The 25,681-nt window shown below is 70.6% G+C and carries 20 protein-coding genes and 1 pseudogene; 14 read left to right on the top strand and 7 right to left on the bottom strand.

The window, feature by feature from the left end; genetic code table 11:
• Window positions 1-118 precede the first annotated feature (118 nt).
• The gene (locus AB0N66_RS33900; RefSeq protein WP_365442245.1) at window positions 119-1,201 is read left to right on the top strand and encodes an NDP-sugar synthase; all 1,083 of its coding nucleotides are present in this window, start codon (window positions 119-121) and stop codon (window positions 1,199-1,201) included.
• 140 nt (window positions 1,202-1,341) lie between these two features.
• On the opposite strand, the gene AB0N66_RS33895 is transcribed toward AB0N66_RS33900, so the two are convergent.
• From AB0N66_RS33895 to AB0N66_RS33880, 4 genes and pseudogenes are all read right to left on the bottom strand, one after another.
• Window positions 1,342-2,343, bottom strand: coding sequence for a DNA-3-methyladenine glycosylase 2 family protein (locus AB0N66_RS33895; protein WP_365442243.1), 1,002 nt, complete (start codon window positions 2,341-2,343; stop codon window positions 1,342-1,344).
• A gap of 111 nt (window positions 2,344-2,454) precedes the next feature.
• Window positions 2,455-3,864, bottom strand: a complete 1,410-nt coding sequence (locus AB0N66_RS33890; protein ID WP_365442241.1) for a coenzyme F420-0:L-glutamate ligase — start codon at window positions 3,862-3,864, stop codon at window positions 2,455-2,457.
• Window positions 3,861-4,820: a 2-phospho-L-lactate transferase gene (gene cofD / locus AB0N66_RS33885; RefSeq protein ID WP_365442239.1), complete on the bottom strand. Its 960-nt coding sequence runs from the start codon at window positions 4,818-4,820 to the stop codon at window positions 3,861-3,863. The genes AB0N66_RS33890 and cofD overlap by 4 nt, the downstream gene beginning before the upstream one ends.
• Window positions 4,821-5,018: 198 nt before the next feature.
• Window positions 5,019-5,489: pseudogene (locus tag AB0N66_RS33880) on the bottom strand (cysteine dioxygenase family protein); the annotation flags it as partial.
• A 726-nt stretch (window positions 5,490-6,215) separates the two neighbouring features.
• Here AB0N66_RS33880 and AB0N66_RS33875 point away from each other — a divergent pair.
• From AB0N66_RS33875 to AB0N66_RS33865, 3 genes are all read left to right on the top strand, one after another.
• On the top strand, window positions 6,216-6,479 hold the full coding sequence (locus AB0N66_RS33875; RefSeq protein WP_003975777.1) for a WhiB family transcriptional regulator: 264 nt from the start codon (window positions 6,216-6,218) through the stop codon (window positions 6,477-6,479).
• Between the two features lie 231 nt (window positions 6,480-6,710).
• Window positions 6,711-10,400, top strand: coding sequence for a glycosyltransferase (locus AB0N66_RS33870; RefSeq protein ID WP_365442237.1), 3,690 nt, complete (start codon window positions 6,711-6,713; stop codon window positions 10,398-10,400).
• Window positions 10,397-11,881 carry a DUF5719 family protein gene (locus tag AB0N66_RS33865; RefSeq protein WP_365442235.1) on the top strand — a complete coding sequence of 495 codons (1,485 nt, stop codon included), beginning with the start codon at window positions 10,397-10,399 and terminating at the stop codon, window positions 11,879-11,881. The genes AB0N66_RS33870 and AB0N66_RS33865 overlap by 4 nt, the downstream gene beginning before the upstream one ends.
• Window positions 11,882-11,926: 45 nt before the next feature.
• Here AB0N66_RS33865 and AB0N66_RS33860 read toward each other — a convergent pair whose 3' ends face one another.
• Window positions 11,927-12,376 carry a metallopeptidase family protein gene (locus tag AB0N66_RS33860; protein ID WP_365442381.1) on the bottom strand — a complete coding sequence of 150 codons (450 nt, stop codon included), beginning with the start codon at window positions 12,374-12,376 and terminating at the stop codon, window positions 11,927-11,929.
• A 481-nt stretch (window positions 12,377-12,857) separates the two neighbouring features.
• Between AB0N66_RS33860 and AB0N66_RS33855 the strand changes: the two genes are divergently transcribed.
• The 9 genes from AB0N66_RS33855 to AB0N66_RS33815 all read left to right on the top strand — a co-directional run bounded on the left by AB0N66_RS33855 (window position 12,858) and on the right by AB0N66_RS33815 (window position 23,114).
• Window positions 12,858-13,286, top strand: coding sequence for a DUF3499 domain-containing protein (locus AB0N66_RS33855; protein ID WP_365442379.1), 429 nt, complete (start codon window positions 12,858-12,860; stop codon window positions 13,284-13,286).
• A 183-nt stretch (window positions 13,287-13,469) separates the two neighbouring features.
• Window positions 13,470-15,086 (top strand): L-lactate permease, encoded by a 1,617-nt coding sequence (locus AB0N66_RS33850; RefSeq protein ID WP_365442233.1) that lies wholly within the window; start codon window positions 13,470-13,472, stop codon window positions 15,084-15,086.
• Window positions 15,087-15,304: 218 nt separating this feature from the next.
• Window positions 15,305-16,669 carry a phosphomannomutase/phosphoglucomutase gene (locus AB0N66_RS33845; protein ID WP_365442231.1) on the top strand — a complete coding sequence of 455 codons (1,365 nt, stop codon included), beginning with the start codon at window positions 15,305-15,307 and terminating at the stop codon, window positions 16,667-16,669.
• 236 nt (window positions 16,670-16,905) lie between these two features.
• Window positions 16,906-17,076, top strand: coding sequence for a Trm112 family protein (locus AB0N66_RS33840; RefSeq protein ID WP_365442229.1), 171 nt, complete (start codon window positions 16,906-16,908; stop codon window positions 17,074-17,076).
• 30 nt (window positions 17,077-17,106) lie between these two features.
• Entirely contained in the window at window positions 17,107-18,234 is a 1,128-nt protein-coding gene (locus AB0N66_RS33835) for an SIS domain-containing protein (protein ID WP_365442227.1), read from the top strand.
• Window positions 18,235-18,323: 89 nt separating this feature from the next.
• Window positions 18,324-19,475, top strand: a complete 1,152-nt coding sequence (gene manA, locus AB0N66_RS33830) for a mannose-6-phosphate isomerase, class I (protein WP_365442225.1) — start codon at window positions 18,324-18,326, stop codon at window positions 19,473-19,475.
• Window positions 19,476-19,587: 112 nt separating this feature from the next.
• On the top strand, window positions 19,588-20,565 hold the full coding sequence (locus tag AB0N66_RS33825) for a cation diffusion facilitator family transporter (RefSeq protein WP_365442223.1): 978 nt from the start codon (window positions 19,588-19,590) through the stop codon (window positions 20,563-20,565).
• A 377-nt stretch (window positions 20,566-20,942) separates the two neighbouring features.
• The gene (gene ahcY, locus AB0N66_RS33820) at window positions 20,943-22,400 is read left to right on the top strand and encodes an adenosylhomocysteinase (protein ID WP_365442221.1); all 1,458 of its coding nucleotides are present in this window, start codon (window positions 20,943-20,945) and stop codon (window positions 22,398-22,400) included.
• A 99-nt stretch (window positions 22,401-22,499) separates the two neighbouring features.
• Window positions 22,500-23,114, top strand: coding sequence for a hypothetical protein (locus AB0N66_RS33815; protein WP_365442219.1), 615 nt, complete (start codon window positions 22,500-22,502; stop codon window positions 23,112-23,114).
• A 21-nt stretch (window positions 23,115-23,135) separates the two neighbouring features.
• Here the strand turns inward: AB0N66_RS33815 and AB0N66_RS33810 are convergent, their stop codons facing one another.
• Entirely contained in the window at window positions 23,136-24,131 is a 996-nt protein-coding gene (locus AB0N66_RS33810; RefSeq protein ID WP_365442217.1) for an RDD family protein, read from the bottom strand.
• A 119-nt stretch (window positions 24,132-24,250) separates the two neighbouring features.
• Here AB0N66_RS33810 and AB0N66_RS33805 point away from each other — a divergent pair, with 119 nt between their 5' ends.
• Window positions 24,251-25,258: a stage II sporulation protein M gene (locus tag AB0N66_RS33805; protein WP_365442215.1), complete on the top strand. Its 1,008-nt coding sequence runs from the start codon at window positions 24,251-24,253 to the stop codon at window positions 25,256-25,258.
• Window positions 25,259-25,434: 176 nt separating this feature from the next.
• On the opposite strand, the gene AB0N66_RS33800 is transcribed toward AB0N66_RS33805, so the two are convergent.
• Window positions 25,435-25,681: hypothetical protein (locus AB0N66_RS33800; RefSeq protein ID WP_365442213.1), on the bottom strand; the 247-nt coding region annotated here is incomplete at its 5' end.

Genomic DNA, 25,681 nt, shown 5'->3' with positions numbered 1-25,681 from the left:
CGGTCGGCAGCACGGGAGGACCGCACTGCCGACCGTCGAAAGCGCCATCGAACGGTCTGCATACACTGGCCGGCCGAAACACAGTTCGGCCGGTCCCATCAGGAAGCAGAGACGACAGGTGACAGAAGCGATCCTCCTGGTCGGCGGCAGAGGCACCAGACTGCGCCCGCTCACGGTGCACACCCCCAAGCCGATGGTTCCGGCGGCCGGGGTCCCGTTCCTCACCCACCAGCTGGCGCGGGCGAGGGCGGCGGGCGTCGAGCACGTCGTCCTGGCGACCTCCTACCTGGCCGAGGTCTTCGAGCCGTACTTCGGTGACGGTTCCTCGCTCGGCCTCCACCTCGAGTACGTCACCGAGGAGGAGCCCCTCGGCACCGGCGGCGCCATCCGCAACGTGGCCGCCCGCCTGCACTCGGGCCCCGACGACCCGGTCCTGATCTTCAACGGCGACATCCTGACCGGGCTGGACATCCCGGCCCTGGTCCGCACCCACGAGACGACGGGCGCGGACGTCTCCCTCCACCTCACCCGTGTCGAGGACCCGCGCGCGTTCGGCCTGGTCCCCACGGACGCCACCGGCCGCGTAACGGCCTTCCTGGAGAAACCTCAGACCCCCGAGGAGATCGTCACCGACCAGATCAACGCGGGGGCGTACGTCTTCCGCCGCTCGGTCATCGACACGATCCCCGCGGGCCGCCCTGTCTCGGTGGAGCGCGAAACCTTCCCGGAACTCCTCGCCACCGGAGCGCACCTCCAGGGCATGGTCGACTCCACGTACTGGCTGGACCTCGGCACCCCGCAGGCCTTCGTACGGGGCTCGGCGGACCTGGTCCTCGGCCGCGCCCCGTCCCCGGCAGTCCCGGGCCGCTGCGGCGACCGCCTTGTCCTCCCCACCGCCACCGTCGCCCCGGACGCCAAGCTGACCGGCGGCACGGTCATCGGCGAGGGCGCACACATCGGCGAGGGCGCCCGCATCACAGGCAGCGCCATCCTCGACGGCGCCGTCGTGGAATCCGGCGCCGTCATCACCGACTCCCTCATCGGCGCCCGCGCCCGCATCGGCGAACGCTCGATCCTCACCGCCACCGTCATCGGCGACGGCGCGGAGATCGGCCCGGACAACGAACTCCGGGAGGGCGTACGGGTCTGGTGCGACGCCAGGATCCCGGCGGGTTCGATCCGCTTTTCGTCGGACCAGTAGCTTTCAGCCCGTCCGGCGTTCGAGGACGAGGCCGTCCAGGCCGACAGCGGGGGTCTGGGGGCGGCAGCCCCCAGGACCAAGGGACGGGTAGGGGCGGAGGGGGCGAAACCCGCTCGGCCCCTACCCGTCCCCAGCCCCGGTCAAAGCCGCCCGATATCCCCCCGAGGCATCTTCGGCACACGCCGAGCCGGCGCCCGCCCGGACAACAGAATCAGCCGAGCCGCCCGATGCCGCTGCCCCGCATAGGGCGCCAGCAGCGACAGCATCACGGAATCGTCCGCGTCACGATCACCGGCCAGCGCGTACCCCACGATCCCGGGCAGATGAAGATCCCCGACGGTCACGGAATCCGCCGCCCCGTGACTACGCTGCACCACCTCCGCCGAGGTCCACGGCCCCACCCCGGACACCAACTCCAGCCGAGCCTGAGCCCGCGCGGGTTCGAACGACACCGCCTCCTCAAGCCGCGCAGCGACCCGCACGGCCCGCAGAATCGTCGAAGCCCGCTTGTTGTCCACCCCGGCCCGATGCCACTCCCAGGAGGGGATCAACGCCCAGGTCCGCGCCGCCGGCATGACGCACATCCGCTCCGGCGCGGGCCCCGGCGCCGGCTCCCCGTACTTCCGTACGAGCAACCGCCAGGCCCGGTACGCCTCATCCGTGGTGACCTTCTGCTCAAGCACGGACGGAATCAGCGACTCCAGCACGAGCCCGGTACGCGTCAGGCGCAACCCCGGCCGCCGATGCCGGGTGACCGCGACCAGCCGGTGCCGCGGCTCGAAGGCCTCCGGGTCGTCCAGGGCCCCGAGCAACTCCGGGAGCCGATCGAGCAACCACTCGCCCCCCGCTCCCCACGCCTCGCCGTGAACCGCCCCGCCGCGCATCGCGACCCGCAGTGTCCCGGGCCCGGCAGGCGTCCGGCAGGCCCGCCACACGGACCCGTCCGGCGTCGTACGGAAGGTGGGATCGCCCGGGCCGCGCCGCAGCGGCCCGAGCACGAGCCCGAGATCGAGAGGCCAGGGCGGCGTCCACGTACGCGTCCGCCCGGGTGCGGCCGCAGGCCGCGGCACACCACCGGGCACCACGACATGCCCGCCGCGCACAGTCGTACGCGTCGGCCGCGGAGCGAATCGTCCAGCCACGAAGGAGGTCCTATGAAGTCCTGGAGGTGATCAAGCTGCCCAACGATCAAGCTGCCCAACGACCGGGATGCCCAACGAGAGTAGGCGGTCAGCCCGCCCGACACGTACGAGTCACCGCACCTCGATGAACGCCCCGGAGTCCCGCTCGGGCCGGGCCCTGGGCTCCTCCGCCGCGTGCCCCACGGCCACGGCACCCATTGGGTCCCACCCCTCCGGCAGCCCCAGCACCTCCCGTACGACATCCCGGCAGAACATCGTCGACGACACCCAGGCGGAGCCGAGTCGCTCCCCGGCCAGCGCGACCAGGAAGTTCTGGACGCCCGCCCCGGCGGCGACCACGAACATCTCGCGCTCGGCACCGTCCCGCCGTACGTCGCCGTACGTATGAGCCCCGTCCATCACCAGACACGGCACGACGAGGTACGGCGCGTTGCGCAGCACATCCCCGCGTCGCACCCGCTTGGCGATGGACTCCTCGGCCTTTTGGTCACCCCGCAGATCCGCGATCCACGCGTCCCGCATGGCGTCGAGCAGCCGCGTCCGGGACTCCTCGGACTCCAGGAGGACGAATCGCCAGGGAGTGGTGTGGTGCGGCGCGGGCGCCGTGACAGCAGCGGCCACGGCCCGTCGTACGGCACCGGGGTCGACGGGCTCGTCGGTGAAGGCCCGTACGGTACGCCGCTGGGTCACCGCCTCCCGTACGGCCTCCGAGGTGCCGAGCCGGAACATGTCGTCGCGCCCGCCCCGCACCATCGCCCGCGCTCCCTCACCGTCGTCCTCGGTCACCACATGCGGCAGCCCGCGCACGACGGCGACGGGCAGCCCGGCGGACTTGCCCTTGACCAGGTCACCGGCGGCGGCCAGTTCGTCGGCGGTGGCGACGACGGTCGCGCTCAGCGGATTGCCGTGCGCGTCGGTGCCACCGCGCAGGTCGTCGAGGACCAGGACGCCCGCGGCCCCGATGGCGACATCGGTGAGCCCGGTGCGCCAGGGCCGCCCGAAGGTGTCGGTGATCACGACACCGACGTCCACGCCGAGGGCGTCCCGCAGCCCGTCCCGAATCGTCCGCGCGGAGGCGTCGGGGTCCTCGGGGAGCAACAGCACAGTCCCGGCAGGGGTGTTGGAGGCGTCGACGCCGGCGGCGGCCATCACGAGCCCCTGCCGGTTCTCGACGATCCGCAGCGCTCCGCGGCGCGCCACGACCCGTACGGTCTCCGCGTCGATGGCGGCCTCACGGTCGGTGGCCTCGACGATCCGCCCCTCCGCCTTGGACACGATCTTGGAGGTGACGAGGAGCACATCACCGTCGACGAGCCCCGGCTCGGCCGAGGCGACGAACTTGGCGAGGTCATCGCCCTCGCGGACCTCGGGAAGACCGGTCAGCGCCCAGACCCGATAGCCGGGCGAGGCGGTGGAGACCCCGGCGCCGGGACGCCCGGACCCCGCTGAACTTTCCCTGTCCCTGTCCCCGTCCCTGTCCCCGTCCGTGAAGTCCTCCTCCGGAGGGAGCCCTGTGCTCAAGACGCCCGCACCTCCTCCGCCAGCGTCAGTGCCTCACGCGCCATCTGCTCCGTCGCGTCGAGGTCGGACATCATCAGTGGCACGGCCCGGCAACGGATCCCGGCGCTCTCCACCCGCTCCACGGCGGACGCGTCCACCGTGTCGACGAGCCAGCCGTCCAGGAGCCCCGAGCCGTAGTGCTCGGCGACCGCGGCGGCTGTGGACTCGACGCCCACCGCCGCCAGCACCTTGTCGGCCATGCCGCGTACGGGCGCGTCACCGACGATGGGGGAGAGGCCGACCACGGGAACGCCCGCGTCGGCGATCGCCTCCCGGATGCCGGGCACGGCGAGGATCGTGCCGACGGAGACGACGGGGTTGGACGGCGGGAAGAGGATGACGTCCGCCTCGGCGATGGCTTCGAGCACCCCGGGCGCCGGCTTGGCCTGCTCGGCGCCGACCGGCACGATGGCCTCGGCCGGTACGGAGGCTCGCAGCCGCACCCAGTACTCCTGGAAGTGAATGGCCTTGCGCTCACCGTCCATCTCGACGGCGACATGCGTCTCGATGCGGTCGTCGGACATGGGGATGAGGCGGACGCCCGGCTTCCACCGGTCGCACAGCGCCTCGGTGACGGCACTGAGCGCAAAGCCCGCCCCGAGCATCTGCGTCCGCACGATGTGCGTCGCGAAGTCCCGGTCGCCGAGACCGAACCATTCGGGCTCGACTCCGTAGGCCGCGAGTTCCTCCTTGAGGTGGAAGGTCTCGTCGTCCCGCCCCCAGCCCTGCTCCTCGTTGATACCGCCGCCGAGCGTGTACATCACCGTGTCGAGGTCCGGACAGACCTTCAGCCCGAAGAGGTGGATGTCGTCCCCGGTGTTGCCGATGACCGTGATGTCCGCGTCCGGCGCGGCCCGCTTTAGACCACGCAGGAACCGGGCACCACCGATGCCGCCTGCCAGAACCACAATGCGCATGGGAATCAGTCTTGCAGGCGGGTACGACAACACGGCAGGCGGTTACGAGACCTCAGCCGCATGAGACGACTCAGCCGCATGAGACGACTCAGCCGCATGAGACGACTCAGCCGCATGAGACGACTCGGCCGTACGAGACGACTCGGCGGTACGAGGCTCAGCTGCTTGAGACCCCGGCGGCCCCGCGACCTCGGCGACCGCGCAGCGGGCGGCGTGCATCGGCATCTCGGTCAGGCCCGGGTAGTACACGTGCAGGCTCACGGCCGGTTCGAGGGAGTCGTTGACGACCTCGTGGACATAGCCAGGCGCGAACACCCGCTGTGAACCCGTGCTCAACGCGCGCGTGCCGCGTTCAGTGCGCTCGGTCAGCGCGCCGTCCAGGACGGTGAGTACGCCGGAGGAGCCCCCGTGGTCGTGCAGCCCGCTGCCCTGTCCGGGCACCCAGGAGAGCAGCCACACCTCGTAGCCGGGGCCGGTGCTCAGCCGGTGGTACCAGCGCGAAGTGGCGTCGTACTGGACGAGGTGCTCCCACTGGGAGCGGTCGGTGGCGATGGAGCGGGCCAGACCGACGAACTCGGCCACGGTGGACGGGTGTTCGCGCGGCGGCTGGAGCAGGTGCGGTACTTCGAGGATGTCGCCGGCGATCTGGAGGTCGCTGTCGCTGTTCATGGGTGCGGTGGTTCCTCGGCGGGAGAGTGCTGGGGTGATGGGGGTCCCCCCGGTCGAGCGAAGCCGAGACTGGGGGAGGACCATTACCGCCCGGGTCACGGACGGGGGATGTCGCCCGGGTGCGGGCGGGGGGTCGCTCCGCTGGGGAGCGCCGGCCGGAGCGCGGTACGGCTCAACAGCTGGAACAGCAACAACAGCTACAGCGAGCGCGGACAGCACCGTGGGACCCGGCAGTGCGGGTCGAGGTGAGCGCCAAGTTCGCGAGCATGCCCACAAGCACATCGGTTCACACCTCGACTGTCAACTTCGCGCCCCCCATGTGGGAGATGTTTCACCACATCCGGTTCATCTGTGAGGCGAAAGGTTTGTTCAGGAGCCGCCCCGGACACATGGCGCACAACCGGGCGCACAAACCTCGCCGCGGGCCCGTGATCCGAATGTGATCCGGTTCGCTTCGTTGTTCGCGTCGGAACGAGATCGAACTCCTGGGCGTCCTCCCCTCTGAAGGGGGCGGGGGTCCGGCCTGGGCACCCTTGGGCTGTCAGGGTTTATGCCGATTTGAACACTTTCCGCATAACCTTGGTTCCGCAGAGTGAATAAGGGGCCCAATAGCAGATCTCGGCTTGACTGGCCCGGATCGGCACACTTGTAATTTCACTCGTGTCGTTCAGCCGAAATCGGTAACGGCAGCATCACGGGGACGCGAAAGACAGACGAGGGGCGCACATGACCGAGCTGGTGCAGCAACTGCTGGTCGACGACGCGGACGAGGAACTCGGCTGGCAGGAGCGCGCGCTGTGCGCCCAGACCGACCCCGAGTCCTTCTTTCCCGAGAAGGGCGGCTCCACCCGCGAGGCCAAGAAGGTCTGCCTCGCCTGCGAGGTCCGCTCCGAGTGCCTCGAATACGCGCTCGCCAACGACGAACGGTTCGGCATCTGGGGCGGTCTGTCCGAGCGCGAACGACGTCGCCTGAAGAAAGCCGCCGTCTGAGACCCGACCGACGTCGGCCGACGGCTGCCCGACGAAGGCCACAGTCCGAGCGAACGGCGCACACCCCTACGTACCGATACGTAACGAACGGCCCGTCGCAGGTGGGTTATCCACAGGCGGCGGGCCGCCGCGTTGCCCAGCCGTTAGTGTGGGCCTCCGTCCGAGACGTCCCGCTGCTCCCTGCGGGCACAGGCGTCCACCGCAGTCCATCGAACCGGGGCCCGTACCTCGATGTCCGTGCACAGCCATACGGCAGGCCAACACGACGCTGCCACTCCTGAGTTCCCGCGCCACGTGGTGACCGCGGTGCTCGTCTCCCATGACGGCGCCCGCTGGCTGCCCGAGGCACTCGCCGGGCTGCTCGGCCAGGAGCGCCCCGTGCAGAACGCGGTGGCGGCCGACACCGGCAGCGCGGACGACTCCGCCCAGCTGCTCACCGACGCGCTCGGCGCCGACCGCGTCGTGCACCTCGCCCGGCGCACCGGCTTCGGCCAGGCCGTCGAGGAGGCCACCCGCACCGCCGGTGTGCTCACCCCGGACGACCTGCCCTACCTGAAGCGCCCCAGCGGCTGGGACCCGGTCACCCGCACTTGGCGCGACGACGCGTACGACATGCCGGACCTCCCGTACGGCGAGCCCGAGCAGTGGCTCTGGCTGCTGCACGACGACTGCGCGCCCGAGCCGGACGCCCTGGCGCAGCTGCTGCGGGTCGTGGAGAACGAGTCGGAGCTCGGCAAGGAAGTCGCCGTGATCGGCCCCAAGCTCCGCGGCTGGTACGACCGCCGGGCGCTCCTGGAAGTCGGCGTCACCATCGCCAACTCCGGCCGCCGCTGGACCGGCCTGGACCGCCGCGAGCAGGACCAGGGCCAGCACGACCACGTACACCCGGTGCTGTCCGTGTCCACCGCCGGAATGCTGATCCGGCGCGACGTCTTCGAGGAACTCGGCGGCTTCGACCGCCGGCTGCCCCTGATGCGCGACGACGTCGACCTGTGCTGGCGGGCCCAGTCCGCCGGGCACAACGTCCTCGTCGCCCCCGAGGCGGTCGTACGACACGCCGAGGCCTCCTCCCGCGAGCGCCGCACCGTCGACTGCGTGGGCCGCACCGCCGCCTCCCCGCACAAGGTCGACAAGGCGGGCGCCACCTACACCCTCCTCGTCAACGCCCGTACGGCGCAGCTGCCCTGGATCCTGTTCCGACTGGTCCTCGGCACCCTGCTGCGCACGGTCGCGTATCTCGTGGGCAAGGTCCCCGGACAGGCCGTCGATGAGATCCGCGGGCTCCTCGGGACGCTGCTGCGCCCCGAGCGGATCCTCGCGGGCCGCCGCACGCGCGGCCGCCCGCAGGTCGACAAGGACGAGCTGCGCCCGCTGTTCCCGCCGCCGGGCGCGACCGTACGGGCCACCATCGAGCAGGCCGCGAGCAGCCTCGTGGGCCGCTCCGACGTCGAGGCCACCGGCGGCGCCGGACGGCACGGCGGCGCGGTCGAGTCCGGGCCCGGCGGAGACGACGCCGACTTCCTGGAGGTCGAGCAGTTCGGCCGGGTCAAGCGCGTCGCGCGCAAGCCCGGACCCGTGCTCTTCGTCGCGCTGCTCTTCGTCTCACTCATCGCGTGCCGCGCGCTGTTCGGCGCCGGGGCGCTCGCGGGCGGCGCGCTGCTGCCCGCGCCCGGCGACTCCTCCGAGCTCTGGTCGCGCTATCTCGACGGCTGGCACGCGGTGGGCGCGGGCGGGACACAGACGGCCCCGCCGTATCTGGCGCTCGTCGCGATGCTGTCCTCGCTGCTCTTCGGCTCCACCGGGCTCGCCGTCACCGTGCTCCTGGTCGCCTCCGTACCGCTGGCCGGCTTCACCGCGTACTTCGCCTCACGGCCGCTCGTCGAGTCACGCCTGCTGCGCGCCTGGGCATCCATCGTGTACGCCTTCCTGCCCGCCGCCACGGGCGCGCTCGCGGGCGGCCGGATCGGCACCTCCGTCCTCGCGATCCTGCTGCCGCTCCTCGCGCGCGCGGGCATCGCCGCGAGCGGGCTGACGAACTCCTCCGGTGCACGCGGCAGCTGGCGCGCCACCTGGGCGTACGCCCTGCTGCTGACGTTCACCACGGCCTTCACACCGATCGTGTGGCCCATCGCGCTGGTTCTCGGAATCGCACTCCTCGTGGTGCGCAGAAACGAGATCCCCGCCTACGGACTGCGTTTCCTGGCCCAGCTCGGCACCCCACTGCTGGTCCTCGCCCCCTGGTCGCTGACGCTGCTCCCGTTCGGCTTCTTCAAGGAGGCCGGTCTGGAGTACGGGTCCGGTGCGGCCTCCGCGCTCGACCTGCTCGGCGCCAGCCCCGGCGGCCCCGGGACCGTGAGCGGGCTGATGCTCATCGGCGTCGTCCTGGCCGCGCTGGCCGCCCTGCTGCGCACCGAGCGCCAGGCGGGGATCTGGGCGGCCTGGGCCGTCGCCCTGGTGGCGCTGGTCTTCGCCGTGCTGTCCAACAGCTCCGCCTGGGCCGGCCCCGCGACCCTCGTCTACGGCCTCGCACTGCTCGCCGCCGCCGCCCTCGGTGCCGACGGGGCACGCTCGCGCGTGGCCGAGCAGAGCTTCGGCTGGCGCCAGCCGGTGGCGGTGCTGATCGCGTTCACCGCCGCCGCGGGCCCGCTGCTCGTCGCGGCCGGCTGGATGATCGGCGGCGCCGACGGGCCTCTGGAGCGCCGCGACCCGGTGCAGGTGCCCGCGTTCGTCGCCGAGGAGAGCGGCACCCGCGACCAGGCCCGCACCCTCGTCCTCGACAGCAAGTCGACCGCCAAGGTCGGCTACACCCTCGTCCGCGGCTCCGGCGCCCGTCTCGGCGACGCCGAACTCGCGGCGGAGGACGGTGAGAACGAGCAGCTGGCCAAGGTCGTCGCCAACCTCGTGGCGGGTTCCGGCGCTGACCAGGCCGACGAGCTCGGCGGCTTCGCCGTGCGCTATGTCCTCGTCCACAAGGGCGCGCCCCGTGAAATGACCAGCGTCCTGGACGCCACGCCCGGTCTGAGCCGGCTCAGCCAGGCGGACGGCAGCGCCCTGTGGCGTGTGGACCGGCAGGTCTCGCGCGCCGCCATCGTCCCCAAGACCGGCGACCCGCTGTCCATCGCCGCCGGACCTGTCGAGCTGCACACCACCATCCCCGCCGGCGCCGACGGCCGCGTCCTGCGCCTTGCCGACACGGCCGACGAGGGCTGGACGGCGACCCTGGACGGCAAGCCGCTCACCCGCACCACGGTCGACGGCTGGGCACAGGGCTTCGAACTGCCCACCAGCGGCGGCAAGCTGGACGTCACCTTCGATGCCCCGCTGAGCCACACCGCATGGCTGTGGGCGCAGGGCGCCCTCGCCGTCGTCCTCGTGGTGATGGCCCTGCCCGGACGCCGCCGGGACGTCGACGACGACCTCCCCGAAGAGGAGGAAGTCCTCGCTCAGGACGTCACGGGTGACGGCCGCCGCGCCCGCCGCCTGCGCGCCCAGGCGGAAGCCGAGCAGACCGCACAGGACGGCGACATCGGCGACACCCTTCCTCCTCCGGAGGAGGAGGAGGTCCCACTGGAGCCGGCCGCGGTCCCGCAGCAGCAGGCTTACGGAGAGTGGGACTCCCCGACCTACGCGGCCGCCGAGTACGGCACCTACGGCGGCGAGCAGTACCAGGGCCAGCAGCAGTACCAGGCCGGCACATACGAGCAGCCCTACCAGGCGGACCCCTACCAGGGCGGCCAGTACGACCCGTACGCCTACGGGGGCACGACGCCGTACGACCAGACGTACAACCAGGGCTACGACGCGAACGGCCAGGCCTACGACCCCGCGTACGACCCGGCGGCGCAGCCCCAGCAGCCTCCGATGCCCCCGCAGCCGCCGTACGGCCCCGACAGTGAGCACCCCGACGGGAGCCAGCAGTGAACCGCACCATCGTGTCCCTGATCGTCGGCACGACCGCGCTGGCCGCCGTCACCGGCTTCGCCGCGCTCAGCGCGCCCGACGCGTCGGACGACACCGCGGTGAAGGCGGCCGCGCTGCTGCCCGTCGAGCGCACCAGCCTGCTCTGCCCGCAGCCCAGCACCTCCGACCTCGCGGAGACGGCGTACACGTCCTTCACGCCCGTCTCCGCGGGCACGAGCGACAGCGGCAAGGCCGAACTGCAGGTCGCGGCCGAGGAGTCGGCGGACGGCGGCTCCGACGACAAGGCCGACAAGCCCGTTCTGGAGGTCAAGGAGCCCGGCAAGCCGGCCACCGGTGACAGTTCGGGCGCCGAGGCACCCGCCCTGGTCGGCACCGCCGAGGGCAGGTTCGCGCCGGGCTGGACCGTCCAGGAGACCACGGAGGTCGCCGCGGGCACCGGCCGTGGCCTGCTCGGCACCAACTGCACCGCTCCGGACACCGAATTCTGGTTCCCGGGCGCCAGCACCGCCGACGACCGCACCGACTATGTGCACTTGACCAACCCGGACGACTCCGCCGCCGTCGTCGACATCGAGCTGTACGGCAAGGACGGCACCCTCAAGTCCACGCTGGGCGAGGGCATCACGGTCCAGCCGCACTCCAGCGACGCGGTCCTCCTGAACACGCTGACGGGCGATACGCAGGCGAACCTCACCGTGCACGTAACCGTCCGCAGCGGCCGCCTCGGAGCCGCCGTGCAGGCCTTGGACGACAAGATCGGCGGCGACTGGCTGGCCGCCTCCACCGACCCCGCGGGAAGCCTCGTCCTGCCCGGCATCCCGAAGGACGCCACGGCGGTGCGACTGGTCGCCTTCGTGCCCGGCGGCACCGACGCCGACCTGAAGGTGCGCCTCGCCTCGCCCACGGGACTGATCACGCCCGCGGGCAACGAGACCCTGCACGTGAAGTCCGGCATGACCGCCACCGCCGACCTCGGCGACCTGACGCGCGGCGAAGCGGGCTCCCTGGTGCTCACCCCCACCGGCACGTCGGTGCCGGTCGTCGCCGCCCTTCAGGTCGTACGCGGCAAGGGCACCAAGCAGGAGACCGCGTTCATCCCCGCCACCAGCCCGGTGGGCACGCGCGCGACGGTCGCCGACAACACCTCCAAGGCCTCCACCCTCGCCCTGACCGCCCCAGGCGGAGCCGCCGAGGTCAAGGTCACCGCCTCCGCGGGCAGCGAGGGCGGTGAGGCGGTGACGAAGACGTTCACCATCAAGGGCGGCACGACGCAGAACATCGAGGCGCCGGTTCCGAGCGGTCTCAAGGGGACGTACGCGCTGACCGTCGAGCCGGTCTCCGGAGGCTCTGTCTACGCCTCCCGGATGCTCACCGCCAGCGAGAACGGCATTCCGGGCTTCACGATCCAGACCCTCCCGGACGACCACGGGACGGTGGCGGTGCCGGAGGCCGAGCAGGATCTCTCGGTGCTGCAGAAGTAGTGATCCAGTAGGGGTCCGCCGGGGCCTGGACGGCCCCGGCGGACCTCACTCCTCGCCGTACCGCGGATCGACCGTCTCCGGAGTGAGCCCCAGCAGCTCCGCGACCTGCTCCACGACAATCTCGTGCACCAGGGCGGCACGCTCGTCGCGGCCCTTGGTGCGGATCTCGACGGGGCGGCGGTAGACGATCACGCGCGCGGGGTGGCCCTCGCGCTCGGGGATCGTGCCGCCCAGGGGCACCGCCTCGTCGCTCCAGCCGTCTCCCGAGCCCTCCAGGCGGGGCACCTCAAGGACGACGAAGTCGATGTCGGCGAGCTGCGGCCAGCGCCGCTCCAGCCGCTCCACGGAGTCCTGCACCAGGTCCGCGAACGCCTCGGCGCGGCTCGCCGCGAGCGGCACCTGGGGAGGCGCGACGGGGCCACGCATGCCCCTGCCATGGCGGTCACGACGGCGGGGCCCTGGGGCGGCGGCGCGGGGCGGTACGGGGTTGTCCATCACTGACGAAGAGTAGTCCTCGTCAGGGGCGTGCGCCCGACCCCCACGCGGCGGACCCGAAGCGGCGCGGGATCTCGCCCCGCGGCCGTTCCGGATCTCGATCCGTAACGTTCCGAACGCGATGCGTGGCTGTCCCGGACGCCAAGTGCGGACGTTCCGGACGCCGAGTGCAGACGTTCCGGATGTCGCGCGCGGCTGTTCCGGATGTCGCGCATGGGCGTTCCGGATGACGCGGGGTGACCACGCTGGATGTCGCGCGGTGACCACGCCGGATGTCGCTGGATGACCATTCCAGCCAAGCTTGGGCTCGATTCCGTATCCCTCCAAGACCGCCCCTCACATGGCAATTGACGTGTTTTGCACCAAGTGGTGACCGGTTTCAGGTCTGTTCGGCATCGCGGCACCTGATGTCGCCCCAGGTCAGGGCCGGGTGTACGGAGGTTCATGTGGGCGTTCTCACAGCACGACACGGTGGGGTGACCTGGGAGAGAGTCGTCGCGGCCCGCTCAGGAGTGCGGTACCGTCCAACGTCGTGAGCCCTGTACGTCGCTGTTCGCGCACCGCTTGCGGCCGCCCCGCCGTCGCGACGCTGACGTACGTCTACGCCGACTCGACCGCGGTCCTCGGCCCGCTCGCCACCTATGCCGAACCCCACTGCTACGACCTGTGTGCAGAGCACGCCGAGCGCCTCACCGCGCCGCGCGGCTGGGAGGTTGTCCGGCTCGCCGACTCCTCCGGTCCCTCCCGCCCCACCGGTGACGACCTGGAAGCGCTCGCCAACGCGGTACGCGAGGCGGCCCGTCCGCAGCAGCGCACCGCGGGGTCCGGTGGCGGCAGCGCACGCAGGGCGGACCCGATGGAGGTCGCGCGCCGCGGCCATCTGCGGGTGCTGCGCTCGCCGGACTCCTGAGCCCGTCGCTCCTGCTCGGCCCGGCCGAACTCCCCGCCCCTGAGGGCAACTTCACCTCGGTGCACGTTCCGTGCACGTTTCACTCAGCGGTGCAGAAGTCTTGACGCGCACTTGTCGCGGACACGACCATTCCTCCGCCCGTGAGAAACCGCTTTCCGCATCGCGGAAACCGAGGAGGTGCCCGTGTACGTCCAGGAACTGGAACCCGTGGCCGACTCGCTCGGCCTGTCCGCCCTCGTCGCCACCCTGCCCCTCGTCATCGTCCTGATCCTGCTCGGCGGCGTCCGCATGAAGGCCCACCACGCCGGGCTGATCGGCCTGGTGGCCGCCGCGCTGGTCGCCTGTCTCGCGTACGGCATGCCGGTCGGCCAGACGCTCTCCAGCGCCGCACAGGGCGCCGTCTTCGGCCTCTTCCCCATCCTGTGGATCGTCGTCAACGCCCTGTGGGTGTACCGGATGACGGTCCGCACCCAGCACTTCGACATCCTCCGCCGCTCCTTCGGGCGGCTGTCCGACGATCCCCGCATCCAGGCGCTCGTGATCGCGTTCTGCTTCGGCGCCCTCCTGGAAGCCCTCGCGGGCTTCGGCGCCCCCGTCGCGATCTGCTCGGTGATGCTCGTCGCGCTCGGCTTCGACCCGGTGCGCGCGGCGGTGGTCGCGCTGGTCGCCAACACCGCTCCGGTCGCCTTCGGCGCGATGGGCACCCCGGTCGTCACGCTCGCCCAAGTCACCGGCCTGCCACTGGATTCCGTCGCCTCCGTAGTGGGCCGCCAGACGCCACTGCTGGCCCTGGTCGTACCGCTCCTGCTCGTTTTCCTGGTCGACGGGCGGCGCGGACTGCGCGAGACCTGGGTGCCCGCCCTGGTGTGCGGGATCGCCTTCGCCGTCGCCCAGTTCGCCGCCTCGAACTACGTCTCCGCGCAACTCGCCGATATCGGGGCCGCCTTGGCGGGCGCGGGCGCCCTCGTCGCCGTACCGCAATCGCGCAGGCCTGCCGCCGAGCCCGTACGGGTGGCGGTTCTGACCGGCGTACGGAGCGAGGACCTGGACGAGGAGGACCCGCGGCCCGAAGTCGTGCGTGCCTACGCCCCGTACGCGCTGATCGTGGTCATCTTCTCCATCGCCCAGATCCCCGTGGTGAAGGACTGGCTGGCCGGCGCGACCCGCGTCTTCGACTGGCCGTTCCTGAACGTCGTCAACCCGGACGGCGAACCGGTCGGCGGGAATGTCTTCACGCTGCCTCTGGTATCGACCGGCGGCACGCTCGTCCTGCTCGCCGGGCTGTGCACGGCCGCCGTCCTCGGGGTGCACGCGCGCGTGGCGGTCAAGGAATGGGCCGCGACGGTGCACGAGTTGAGGTTCGCGATCCTCACCGTGACGTCCGTACTGGCGCTTGCCTACGTCATGAACCTCTCCGGGCAGGCCGCCACGATCGGCCACTTCGTAGCGGCGGCCGGCGCCGGACTCGCCTTCCTGTCACCGGTCCTGGGCTGGTTCGGCGTGGCCGTGTCCGGCTCCGACACCTCGGCGAACGCCCTTTTCGGTGCCCTCCAGGTGAGCGCGGCCAGGGAGTCGGGACTGTCTCCCGAACTGCTCGCCGCCGGCAACAGCTCGGGCGGCGTCCTCGGCAAGATGATCTCGCCGCAGAACCTGACCATCGCCTGCGCGGCGGTCGGACTCGCGGGCCGCGAGGGCGACCTGCTGCGCAAAGTGCTGCCGTGGAGTCTCGGACTGCTGCTGATCATGTGCCTGATCGTGGCGGGGCAGAGCACGCCGGTCCTGGGGTGGATGCTGCCCTGACGGAACGAGGGCTGCTGTGTCGGAACGACGTGCCGTCGTCACGCGGTGCGTTACTCCCGGATGACGAACTGAGGCCCCGGGACGACGGATGAGACCCCGCAGATGACGAATGAAGCCCCGCAGGTGACGGATGCGCATCCGCTGGGTCGCAGCACAGCGGACTGTCAGTCCGGACAGGTAGTTTGAGGCGACCTAAGTGGACTTATGGAAGGTTGGCCGTGACTGCTGATCTGTCGCAGCTCGTGAAGGCGTACGACGTACGCGGTGTGGTCCCCGATCAGTGGGACGAGCCGCTGGCCGAGCTGTTCGGTGCGGCCTTCGTCCAGGTGACCGGTGCGGACGCGATCGTGATCGGGCACGACATGCGGCCCTCGTCGCCCGGTCTTTCGCGCGCCTTCGCGCGCGGTGCGGCGGAGCGCGGTGTCGACGTCACCGAAATCGGACTGTGCTCGACGGACCAGCTCTACTACGCGTCGGGCGCGTTCGACCTGCCGGGCGCCATGTTCACGGCCTCGCACAATCCCGCCCAGTACAACGGCATCAAGATGTGCCGGGCGGGCGCGGCCCCGGTCGGGCAGGACACCGGCCTCTCCGAGATCCGCGAACTCGTGGAGTCCTGGCTCGACTCCGGCGCCCCGGCCCCCTCGGACGCGACGCCTGGAACCATCACACAGCGTGACACGTTGAAGGATTACGCGGCGCACCTCCGCGGCCTTGTCGACCTGACCTCCATCCGCCCCCTGAAGGTCGTCGTCGACGCGGGCAACGGCATGGGCGGCCACACGGTCCCGACAGTCTTCGACGGACTGCCCCTCGACCTGGTGCCCATGTACTTCGAGCTGGACGGCACCTTCCCGAACCACGAGGCGAACCCCCTCGACCCGGCGAACATCGTCGACCTCCAGAAGCGCGTGCGCGAGGAGAGCGCCGACCTCGGCATCGCCTTCGACGGCGACGCCGACCGCTGCTTCGTCGTCGACGAGCAGGGCGACCCGGTCCCGCCCTCCGCGATCACGGCCCTGGTGGCCGCCCGCGAGCTCGCCAAGCACCCCGGCGGCACGGTCATCCACAACCTCATCACCTCCTGGTCGGTGCCCGAGGTCGTACGAGAGCACGGCGGCACCCCCGTCCGCACCCGCGTCGGCCACTCCTTCATCAAGGCCGAGATGGCCACGTCCGGCGCGATCTTCGGCGGCGAGCACTCCGCCCACTACTACTTCCGCGACTTCTGGAACGCGGACACGGGCATGCTGGCCGCCCTCCACGTCCTTGCCGCGCTGGGAGGCCAGGACGCCCCGCTCTCCCAACTCGTCGCCGAGTACGACCGCTACGCCGGCTCCGGCGAGATCAACTCCACGGTCGACGACCAGAAGGCACGCCTCGCCGCGATCAGAGCCACCTACGAGGGCCGCGAGGACATCACCCTCGACGAACTCGACGGCCTCACCATCACCGCCGAGGACTGGTGGTTCAACGTCCGCCCCTCCAACACCGAGCCGCTGCTCCGTCTGAACACGGAGGCGCGGGACGAGGCGACGATGGCGAAGGTACGGGACGAGGTACTGGAGATCATCAGAGGCTGAGAGTCTTCAGCCTGTCCGGTGTTTGAGGACGAGGCGTCCAGGCCCACAGCGGGGGTCTGGGGGCGCAGCCCCCAGGTACGGGACGGGAAGGGGCGGCGGGGGCGAAAACCAGAAACCCCCACCCGCCCCCACCCTGTCGCCCCAAGCCCAGCGCACCCACCCCCAAGCCAGCGCAGCGCCCCCGCCCGCAGCGGTACCCTGACCAGGCCGCATCCACCTGTTCGGAAGGACACCCCATGCCGCTCGAAGCCGGCCTCCTGGAGATCCTCGCCTGCCCGGCCTGCCACGCCCCGCTCAAGGAGCAGGAGAGCGAGCTGGTCTGCACGAGCAACGACTGCGGCCTCGCGTACCCCGTCCGGGACGGCATCCCCGTACTGCTCGTCGACGAGGCCCGCCGCCCCGCGTAACGACGACCCGGCGATCGGAGGCTGCCGCACATGCTCGACGAATCGCTTTTCGACGCTCCCGAGGCACTGGCCCAGGCGGACCGTCGCGGCCTCCTCAGGGGCGCCGCAGAAGCAGGCGCCCACGTGCGCACCGCCGCCCGGCACGCCGTCGAGGCCGGCATCGCGGAACTCAAGCCGGACGGCCGCCCTCGCGCCGTCCTGATCGCGGGCCCAGGCACCGCGGCCACCTGCGTCGCCGACCTGCTCGGCACCCTCGCCGGGGCCGGCTGCCCGGTCACCCGGCTGAGCCCCACCGGCGTCGCCGCCGACGCGGGCGCCCTGCGCTGGGAACTCCCCGGCTGGGCGGGCCCCGTGGACCTGCTCCTGATCGCCACCCCCGACGGCTATGAGCCGGGCCTCTCGCTCCTGATCGAGCAGGCCTACCGGCACGGCTGCACCGTCGCCGCCGTGGCCCCCGCCCACTCCCCGCTGCCCGAGTCGGTGGGCGGCGCGCACGGCCTGTTCGTACCGCTGGCGACCACCCCGTACGAGCGGGAGGAGCTCGCGGCCGCGTCCGCCCCCGGCGTCCTGTGGGCGCTCCTCACCCCGCTGCTCGCGCTCCTCGACCGCACCGGCCTGCTCGTCGCGCCCCCGGAGGCCATCCAGAAGGTCGCCGACCGCCTCGACCGCATCGCCGAGCGCTGCGGCCCCGCCATCGCGACCTACAGCAACCCCGCCAAGACCCTCGCCTCCGAACTCGCCGAGGCGCTCCCGGTCATCTGGACCGAAGGCACGTCCGCGGGCCCGGCGGGCCGCCGCTTCGCCGCCGCGCTCGCCGAGCTGGCCGGACGCCCCGCGCTCACCGCCGAGTTGCCGGAGGCGCTCGCCGAGCACGCCGCGCTGCTGGCCGGTGCGCTGGCAGCAGGCGCCGACCCCGACGACTTCTTCCGCGACCGTGTCGAGGAGCAACAGGCCATCCACGCGCGCGTGGTGCTCCTCCGCGACCGCCCCACAGGCGGCCTCACCGCCGCCCCGGCCGCTCGCGAACTCGCCCTCAGCCACGACACCGCGATCAGCGAGCTCGAACCCGAGGAGGGCGGCGAACTGGAGACCCTCGCCGAACTGATCGCCGTCACGGATTTCGCCGCCGTTTACCTGGCGCTCGCTTCAGGCGCCTGATCCTGACGCACACGGGGTAGCCCACACCGAACCTCCGCGTGGTGAGAAGCGCCCGCCGAGCAGCGTACGTACGGAGAAAAACACACACTATGGACCGCCTCGAAAACACCATCCGCCCCTACGCCTGGGGTTCGACCACCGCCATCCCGCGGCTGCTCGGCGTGGAGCCGACCGGTGAACCGCAGGCGGAGATGTGGATGGGCGCCCACCCGGGCGCACCCTCGCGCACCGAACGCGGTCCCCTCACCGAGATCATCGACGAGGACCCCGAGAAGGAACTCGGCCGCGCGGCCGTCGCCAAGTTCGGCCCCCGCCTGCCGTTCCTGCTGAAGATCCTCGCCGCGGGCGCCCCCCTCTCCCTCCAGGTGCACCCCAACCTCGAACAGGCGCAGGAGGGTTACGAGGACGAGGAGCGCCGGGGCATCCCCATCGATGCCCCGCACCGCAACTACAAGGACGCCAACCACAAGCCCGAACTGATCTGCGCCCTCACCGAGTTCGACGGCCTGTGCGGCTTCCGCGCCCCCGCCGAGGCCGCCGAACTGCTCGCGGGCCTGGACGTCGACTCCCTCAAGCCGTACGTCGACCTGCTGCACGCCCACCCCGAAGAGGCCGCCCTGCGTGAGGTTCTCACGGCGCTGCTCTCCGCCGACCGCGACGACCTGGCCCACACGGTGACCGAGGCCGCGGCGGCCTGCGCCCGCCTCGGCGGCTCCTACGCCCCGTACGCCGACATCGCCCACCACTACCCGGGCGACCCCGGCGTCATCGCCGCGATGCTCCTCAACCACGTCCAACTCCAGCCCGGCGAGGCCCTGTTCCTCGGCGCCGGCGTCCCGCACGCGTACCTGAACGGCCTGGGCGTCGAGATCATGGCCAACAGCGACAACGTCCTGCGCTGCGGCCTGACCCCCAAGCACGTCGACGTCCCCGAACTCCTGCGCATCGTCCGCTTCGAGGCCGGCGACCCCGGCATCCTGCGCCCGGAGGCGTCCCCCGACGGCGAGGAAGTCTACGAGACCCCCATCGACGAGTTCCGCCTCTCCCGCTACGTCCTGCCCCAGGACGCGGCCCCGCACGAACTCACCGCCGCGACCCCGCAGATCCTGCTGTGCACGGCGGGTTCCGTGCGAGTGGACGGCAGTACGCTCGCCCCCGGTCAGTCCGTCTTCGTACCGGCGGGCGAAAAGGTTGAAGTGTCTGGACCTGGCACGATTTTCCGAGCGACAGTAGTGGCCTGATGTGACCACTGTGGCGGCCTGACGCGCCGTTGTCCGAGCGGGCTGCAACAATGACCCACTGGCAAAAGGCAGGCAAAGCCCTGGACGGCGTACGAAGGGACAGCAGGAGCACATGAGCGCTTCAGGCGGCACCAAGGCGATCGTGGCGGCACTCGCCGCCAATCTCGCGATCGCGGTAGCGAAGTTCGTGGCGTTCCTCTTCAGCGGTTCGTCGTCGATGCTCGCCGAGTCCGTGCACTCGCTCGCCGACTCCGGAAACCAGGGCCTGCTCCTGCTCGGCGGCAAGAAAGCCAAGCGCGAAGCGACCCCGCAACACCCCTTCGGCTACGGCCGCGAGCGCTACATCTACGCCTTCCTCGTCTCGATCGTCCTCTTCTCGGTCGGCGGCATGTTCGCGATCTACGAGGGCTACGAGAAGATCAAGCACCCGCACGAGATCGAGGCCTGGTACTGGCCGGTGGGCGTCCTCGTCTTCGCGATCATCGCGGAGTCCTACTCCTTCCGGACGGCCATCAAGGAGTCCAACCCGCTGCGCGGCAAGAAGTCGTGGAAGGAGTTCATCCGCCACGCCAAGGCCCCCGAGCTGCCGGTCGTGCTCCTGGAGGACCTCGGCGCGCTGGTGGGCCTGATCCTGGCCCTGGTCGGCGTGAGTCTCGCCCTGGCCACCGGCGACGGCGTCTGGGACGGCATCGGCACGCTCTGCATCGGCATCCTGCTCATCGTGATCGCGCTGGTCCTCGCCGTGGAGACCAAGTCCCTCCTCCTGGGCGAGTCCGCGGGCCTCGAAGAGGTCAAGAAGATCGAGGCAGCCATCGTCGACGGCAACACGGTCACCGGCATCATCCACATGCGCACCCTCCACCTCGGCCCGGAGGAACTCCTGGTCGCCGCCAAGATCGCCGTCCAGCACGACGACACGGCCACCGAGGTCGCCACCGCGATCAACGCCGCCGAGTCCCGCATCCGGGAGGCGGTCCCGATCGCGCGCGTCATCTACCTGGAGCCCGACATCTACAACGAGGCAGACGCGGCGAAGGGCCCGGACCGAGAAGCGGCACCGGGCGGCCCGGCGCAGCCTGCCGAGCACTGATCCCCACTTGTACGTCACTGGGGCCCGCCTGGAGTTCAGACGGGCCCTTTTCGTCAGATCTTTGAGACCTGCCGGACCTGACGGACGCGTCTGACCTGCACGGGCCACGATTGGCACAGGCGGACCCTGCCCTTCTCGGTCGTAGACGGACTGGGGAGGGCCGGGCTCACCGGTGTAGCTTGGTGGTTGAGCCAGACGTCGCTGCTGATGGCGGTCGGGCGGTCCCTTCGCGGACCGGCCGAGGGAGAGAGGGCCTCCGACGGACTGCGTTGCGCGCACCGGGCACTCCTGTGCCCAGCGGGGCATGCGTATGCCCGCCGCCGCGCAGACCAGCCGTACCACCTCGCCCCAATCCCGATCCCGAGGAGCAGCTCGACATGACGACTGTCGACCACCGACAGGACTTCAAGGTCGCCGACCTCTCCCTGGCCGTCTTCGGCCGCAAGGAGATCACCCTCGCCGAGCACGAGATGCCCGGCCTGATGTCGATCCGCAAGGAGTACGCCGAGACGCAGCCCCTGGCGGGCGCCCGCGTCACCGGCTCCCTGCACATGACGGTGCAGACCGCCGTCCTCATCGAGACCCTGGTCGCCCTGGGCGCCGAGGTCCGCTGGGCCTCCTGCAACATCTTCTCCACCCAGGACCACGCGGCCGCCGCCATCGCGGTCGGCCCGAACGGCACGCCCGAGAACCCGCAGGGCGTCCCGGTCTTCGCCTGGAAGGGCGAGACCCTGGAGGAGTACTGGTGGTGCACGGAGCAGGCGCTGACCTGGCCGAACACCCCCACCGGCGGTCCGAACATGATCCTGGACGACGGCGGTGACGCCACCATGCTCGTCCACAACGGCGTCCAGTTCGAGAAGGACGGCAAGGTCCCCTCCGTCGACACCGCCGAGTCCGACGAGCACCGCGTCGTCCTCGAGCTCCTCACCCGCACGATCACCGACGGCTCGCAGAAGTGGACTCAGCTCGCTTCGGAGATCCGTGGTGTGACCGAGGAGACCACGACCGGTGTTCACCGTCTGTATGAGATGCACCGTGAGGGCGCGCTGCTGTTCCCGGCGATCAATGTGAACGACGCTGTGACGAAGTCGAAGTTCGACAACAAGTACGGCTGCCGCCACTCGTTGATCGACGGCATCAACCGCGCCACCGACGTCCTGATCGGCGGCAAGACCGCGGTGGTCTTCGGCTATGGCGACGTGGGCAAGGGCTGTGCGGAGTCGCTGCGCGGACAGGGCGCCCGGGTGATCATCACCGAGATCGACCCGATCTGTGCGCTGCAGGCGGCGATGGACGGTTTCCAGGTGACGACGCTCGACGAGGTTGTCGACAAGGCCGACATCTTCGTCACCACGACCGGCAACAAGGACATCATCATGGCCGCCGACATGGCCAGGATGAAGCACCAGGCGATCGTGGGGAACATCGGTCACTTCGACAACGAGATCGACATGGCGGGCCTGGCGCAGATCCCCGGGATCGTCAAGGACGAGGTCAAGCCGCAGGTGCACACCTGGACGTTCCCCGACGGCAAGGTTCTCATCGTGCTGTCCGAGGGCCGTCTGCTGAACCTGGGCAACGCCACCGGTCACCCCTCCTTCGTGATGTCGAACTCGTTCGCGGACCAGACGCTGGCCCAGATCGAGCTGTTCACCAAGCCCGAGGAGTACCCGACCGACGTGTACGTGCTGCCCAAGCACCTGGACGAGAAGGTCGCCCGCCTCCACCTCGACGCGCTCGGCGTGAAGCTGACGACGCTCCGCCCCGAGCAGGCCGCCTACCTCGGTATCCAGGTCGAGGGCCCCTACAAGCCGGACCAATACCGCTACTGAGTTCCCCGCCGAGCAGCGGTACCACCGCTCGGCGTACGGATGTCAGCAGGCCCTCGCCGTCACGGCGGGGGCCTGTCCCCGATGAGGACCTGAACCCCCATGCCCCGCGGCCGCTATTCGCTCCATGATCCGCACGATCACACCCCCCTCGCCGAAGAACACTTCCACTGCGCGCCGGGCCCCTCCGGCTGGCGCTATGTCTCCCAACTCACCACCCCCTCCGGCGACCATGCCGGCTCGGTCGACCTCGTCCTCGACGACCTCGGCCGCCCCATCCGTTGCGAACTGAACGCCGGGAGCTGGCAGGTCCGTGGCGCCGCGCTCGACGGCGTCACCTGGGTCCGCACCGACCCCGCGGGCACGCAGGCCACCGAAGGCAATGTCCGCGCCCATGCCTTCACCGGCCCGTCTCCCGCGTTCCTCGTCGCCACCGCCCGCCTCCTTCGCCTCGCCCCCGCCGCCTCCGCGACCCGTGTACGTCTCGTCGCCTTCACCGACCCCGTCCTCGCCCCACGCACCCTCGACCAGTCCTGGGCCTTGATCTCGAGAGAAACACACGCCACTGACAACGGCCCCCTGACCGTGGACGAATACCAGGTCACAGCCCTGGACACCGGCGAGCAGCACGCCGTACACCTCGCGGGAGACGTAGTGCTCGCGGCACCAGGCATCGAACTGGAACACCTTGAGTCACCCCCGTCGGTGTTCACCTGACGAGGCGCCGACAGCAGTGGGTCAGGCGGGTGGCGCGAAGCCGGTCGAGGGACGGTCGCCCTGGTCGTGCTGCGGTGCCGCGGGCGGTGGCGGGACGGGCTGTGGTGCCATGCCCTGCGGCGGCCGCGTAGTGGGAGGCGGCGGGGTTCCCGGGGCGACTGGCGGATACGGATAGGGGTAGGCGCCCGGTTGCACGGGAGTCGGTCCGACCGCACCCGGCATCGCGCTCATCGGTCCAGCCGGGCCACCGTACGTGGCCACGGCAGGCCCGCCGCTGAAGGACCGCCGGACCTCCCGCGCCTGCCGCTCCTGCACCACTGCCGCCAGATACGCGGCCGGTGGAACCCCGGGCGGTGCCGGAGTACCTGTACGGGCGGCCAGATCCGTGGCGAGCCGCTCTGCCATCGCCCCACCGACCTGCGGATCCAACTGCTGCATCCGCGTCAGGTACTGCCGGATGGCCAACCACAAGCCGTCCGGAACCGCGGACAGATCAAGCGCGGAGAATCGCCCCGCCAGCCAGGGCGGCGGTGGAGGCACGAAAGGCGTACGGCCGGCCGGGATCCTTTCCCGTACGACAAGGGTCCCCGCGAACACATCCCCCAGCCGCCGCCCGCGGGCCGAAACGAGCGAGGCGATGCACGCGACGATCCCGAACGTCATCAGAAGCTCGACCACACCGACGGCACCGCGAACCAGTGCATGCCGGAACCGGATGGGCCCACCGTCGTCCCGCACCACTCGCAACCCGCACGCCAGCTTCCCGAGCGAGCGGCCGTGGCTGAGGGTCTCCACCGCGATCGGCCCGCCCACCAGTACGAGAAGGAAGCACGCGATCGAGAGGGCGATCTGTGCTGCTTCGTCCAGCCCACCCGTCGCAGCCACCAAGCCGATGGTCACGACGACGTAGATGGTCATCGCCACGATCAGATCCAGCAAGACGGCCAGCGTCCGGCTCGGCAGTTTCGCGGGGCGCAACTCAAGCGCCACCGCCTCGCCCGTCACTAGCTCACTCACGCTCGCCGTCCTTCCCCTGGCCTGCCTTGCGAATGTCCAGTCTGCCAAGCTGAGGGCACATCGCGTCGCAGTACGACAAGCTGACACTCACGACGAGCAGCCGAGGAGCAGCAAACCAGATGGACCTCGACGTCTTCGTGTCCGCCCACCGCGCCGAGTGGGACCGGCTCGACGCACTGATCCGCCGCCAACGCCGCCTGACAGGAGCGGAGGCGGATGAACTCGTCGCCCTGTACCAGCGCACGGCCACCCATCTCTCCCTGATCCAGTCAAGCGCTCCCGACCCACAGCTGACGGGTCGCCTCAGCCAACTCGTGGCACGCGCGCGTAGTGCCGTGACGGGCACGCGCCGTGCCTCCTGGCGTGATGTCACCCGCTTCCTGACGCACGGTTTCCCGGCCGCGGTCTACCGCTCGCGTCACTGGTGGGTTCCCACCGCTCTCCTGTCCACGGTGATCGCTGCCCTCCTGGGGTGGTGGATCGGTACGCACCCCGAGGTCCAGTCCTCGATCGCCGCGCCGAGTGACCTGCGTGAACTCACTCGCCCCGGCGGCCAGTACGAGACCTACTACTCCAGTCACCCCGCCGCGTCCTTCGCGGCCCAGGTGTGGACGAACAACGCCCAGGCCGCCGCGATGTGCCTGGTCCTGGGCATCTTCCTGGGCCTCCCGGTCATCTGGATCCTCTTCGAGAACATGCTCAACCTGGGTGTCGGCATAGGCCTGATGTCCTCGGCCGGCCGCCTCGACACGTTCCTGGGCCTGGTCCTCCCGCACGGGCTCCTGGAGCTGACGGCCGTCTTCGTTGCCGCGGGCACCGGCCTGCGACTGGGCTGGACTCTGATCGACCCTGGCCCTCGCCCCCGCAGCACAGCACTCGCCGAAGAGGGCCGAGCCGCCCTCGGCATGGCGATCGGTCTTGCCCTGATTCTCTTTGTCTCAGGCGCCATCGAAGGCTTTGTCACGCCGTCCGGACTTCCCACCTGGGCCCGCATCAGCATTGGAATCGCCGCTGAACTGGCCTTCCTCGCGTACGTCTTTGTACTGGGCGGTCGTGCGGCACGGGCCGGCGAAACGGGCGACGTCGACGAGGCCGAGCGCAGCGCCACCGTCCCGACGGCTGCCTGATGTGCGGCCGCCCTCGCTGACCTGCTAGTCTCCTCTTCGCCCCAAAAAGCCGTTGACGCGGCACGAACGGGGAGGTAGATTAGAACAGTTGCCTAGAACTGGACAGGTCCAGTGGCAGCGGTTAGGGTCTGCCTGCTTCTGGAAACGTCGATTTCCGAGAGGCCCCTCCCGATGATTCAGAAATGGATGCCGGTCAGTTCGGCCCAAAACTTCTGATAAAGTCGGAACCGCCGGAAAGGGAAACGCGAAAGCGGAAACCTGGAAAGCACCGAGGAAATCGGATCGGAAAACGGTCTGATAGAGTCGGTAACGCAAGACCGAAGGGAAACGCCCGGAGGAAAGCCTGAGAGAGTCTCTCGGGTGAGTACGAAGGAAGTGTCCGTTCCTTGAGAACTCAACAGCGTGCCAAAAATCAACGCCAAG

Source organism: Streptomyces sp. NPDC093544, assembly GCF_040683495.1.
Taxonomy (GTDB): domain Bacteria; phylum Actinomycetota; class Actinomycetes; order Streptomycetales; family Streptomycetaceae; genus Streptomyces.
This window is presented reverse-complemented; position numbering and strand designations above follow the sequence as displayed.

Coding starts and splice junctions, on each gene's coding strand:
- cofD (WP_365442239.1), bottom strand. CDS start 4,820: ATGCGCATTGTGGTTCTGGCAGGCGGCATCGGTGGTGCCCGGTTCCTG.
- AB0N66_RS33875 (WP_003975777.1), top strand. CDS start 6,216: ATGACCGAGCTGGTGCAGCAACTGCTGGTCGACGACGCGGACGAGGAA.
- AB0N66_RS33870 (WP_365442237.1), top strand. CDS start 6,711: ATGTCCGTGCACAGCCATACGGCAGGCCAACACGACGCTGCCACTCCT.
- AB0N66_RS33860 (WP_365442381.1), bottom strand. CDS start 12,376: ATGGACAACCCCGTACCGCCCCGCGCCGCCGCCCCAGGGCCCCGCCGT.
- AB0N66_RS33840 (WP_365442229.1), top strand. CDS start 16,906: ATGCCGCTCGAAGCCGGCCTCCTGGAGATCCTCGCCTGCCCGGCCTGC.
- AB0N66_RS33835 (WP_365442227.1), top strand. CDS start 17,107: ATGCTCGACGAATCGCTTTTCGACGCTCCCGAGGCACTGGCCCAGGCG.
- manA (WP_365442225.1), top strand. CDS start 18,324: ATGGACCGCCTCGAAAACACCATCCGCCCCTACGCCTGGGGTTCGACC.
- AB0N66_RS33825 (WP_365442223.1), top strand. CDS start 19,588: ATGAGCGCTTCAGGCGGCACCAAGGCGATCGTGGCGGCACTCGCCGCC.
- ahcY (WP_365442221.1), top strand. CDS start 20,943: ATGACGACTGTCGACCACCGACAGGACTTCAAGGTCGCCGACCTCTCC.
- AB0N66_RS33815 (WP_365442219.1), top strand. CDS start 22,500: ATGCCCCGCGGCCGCTATTCGCTCCATGATCCGCACGATCACACCCCC.
- AB0N66_RS33805 (WP_365442215.1), top strand. CDS start 24,251: ATGGACCTCGACGTCTTCGTGTCCGCCCACCGCGCCGAGTGGGACCGG.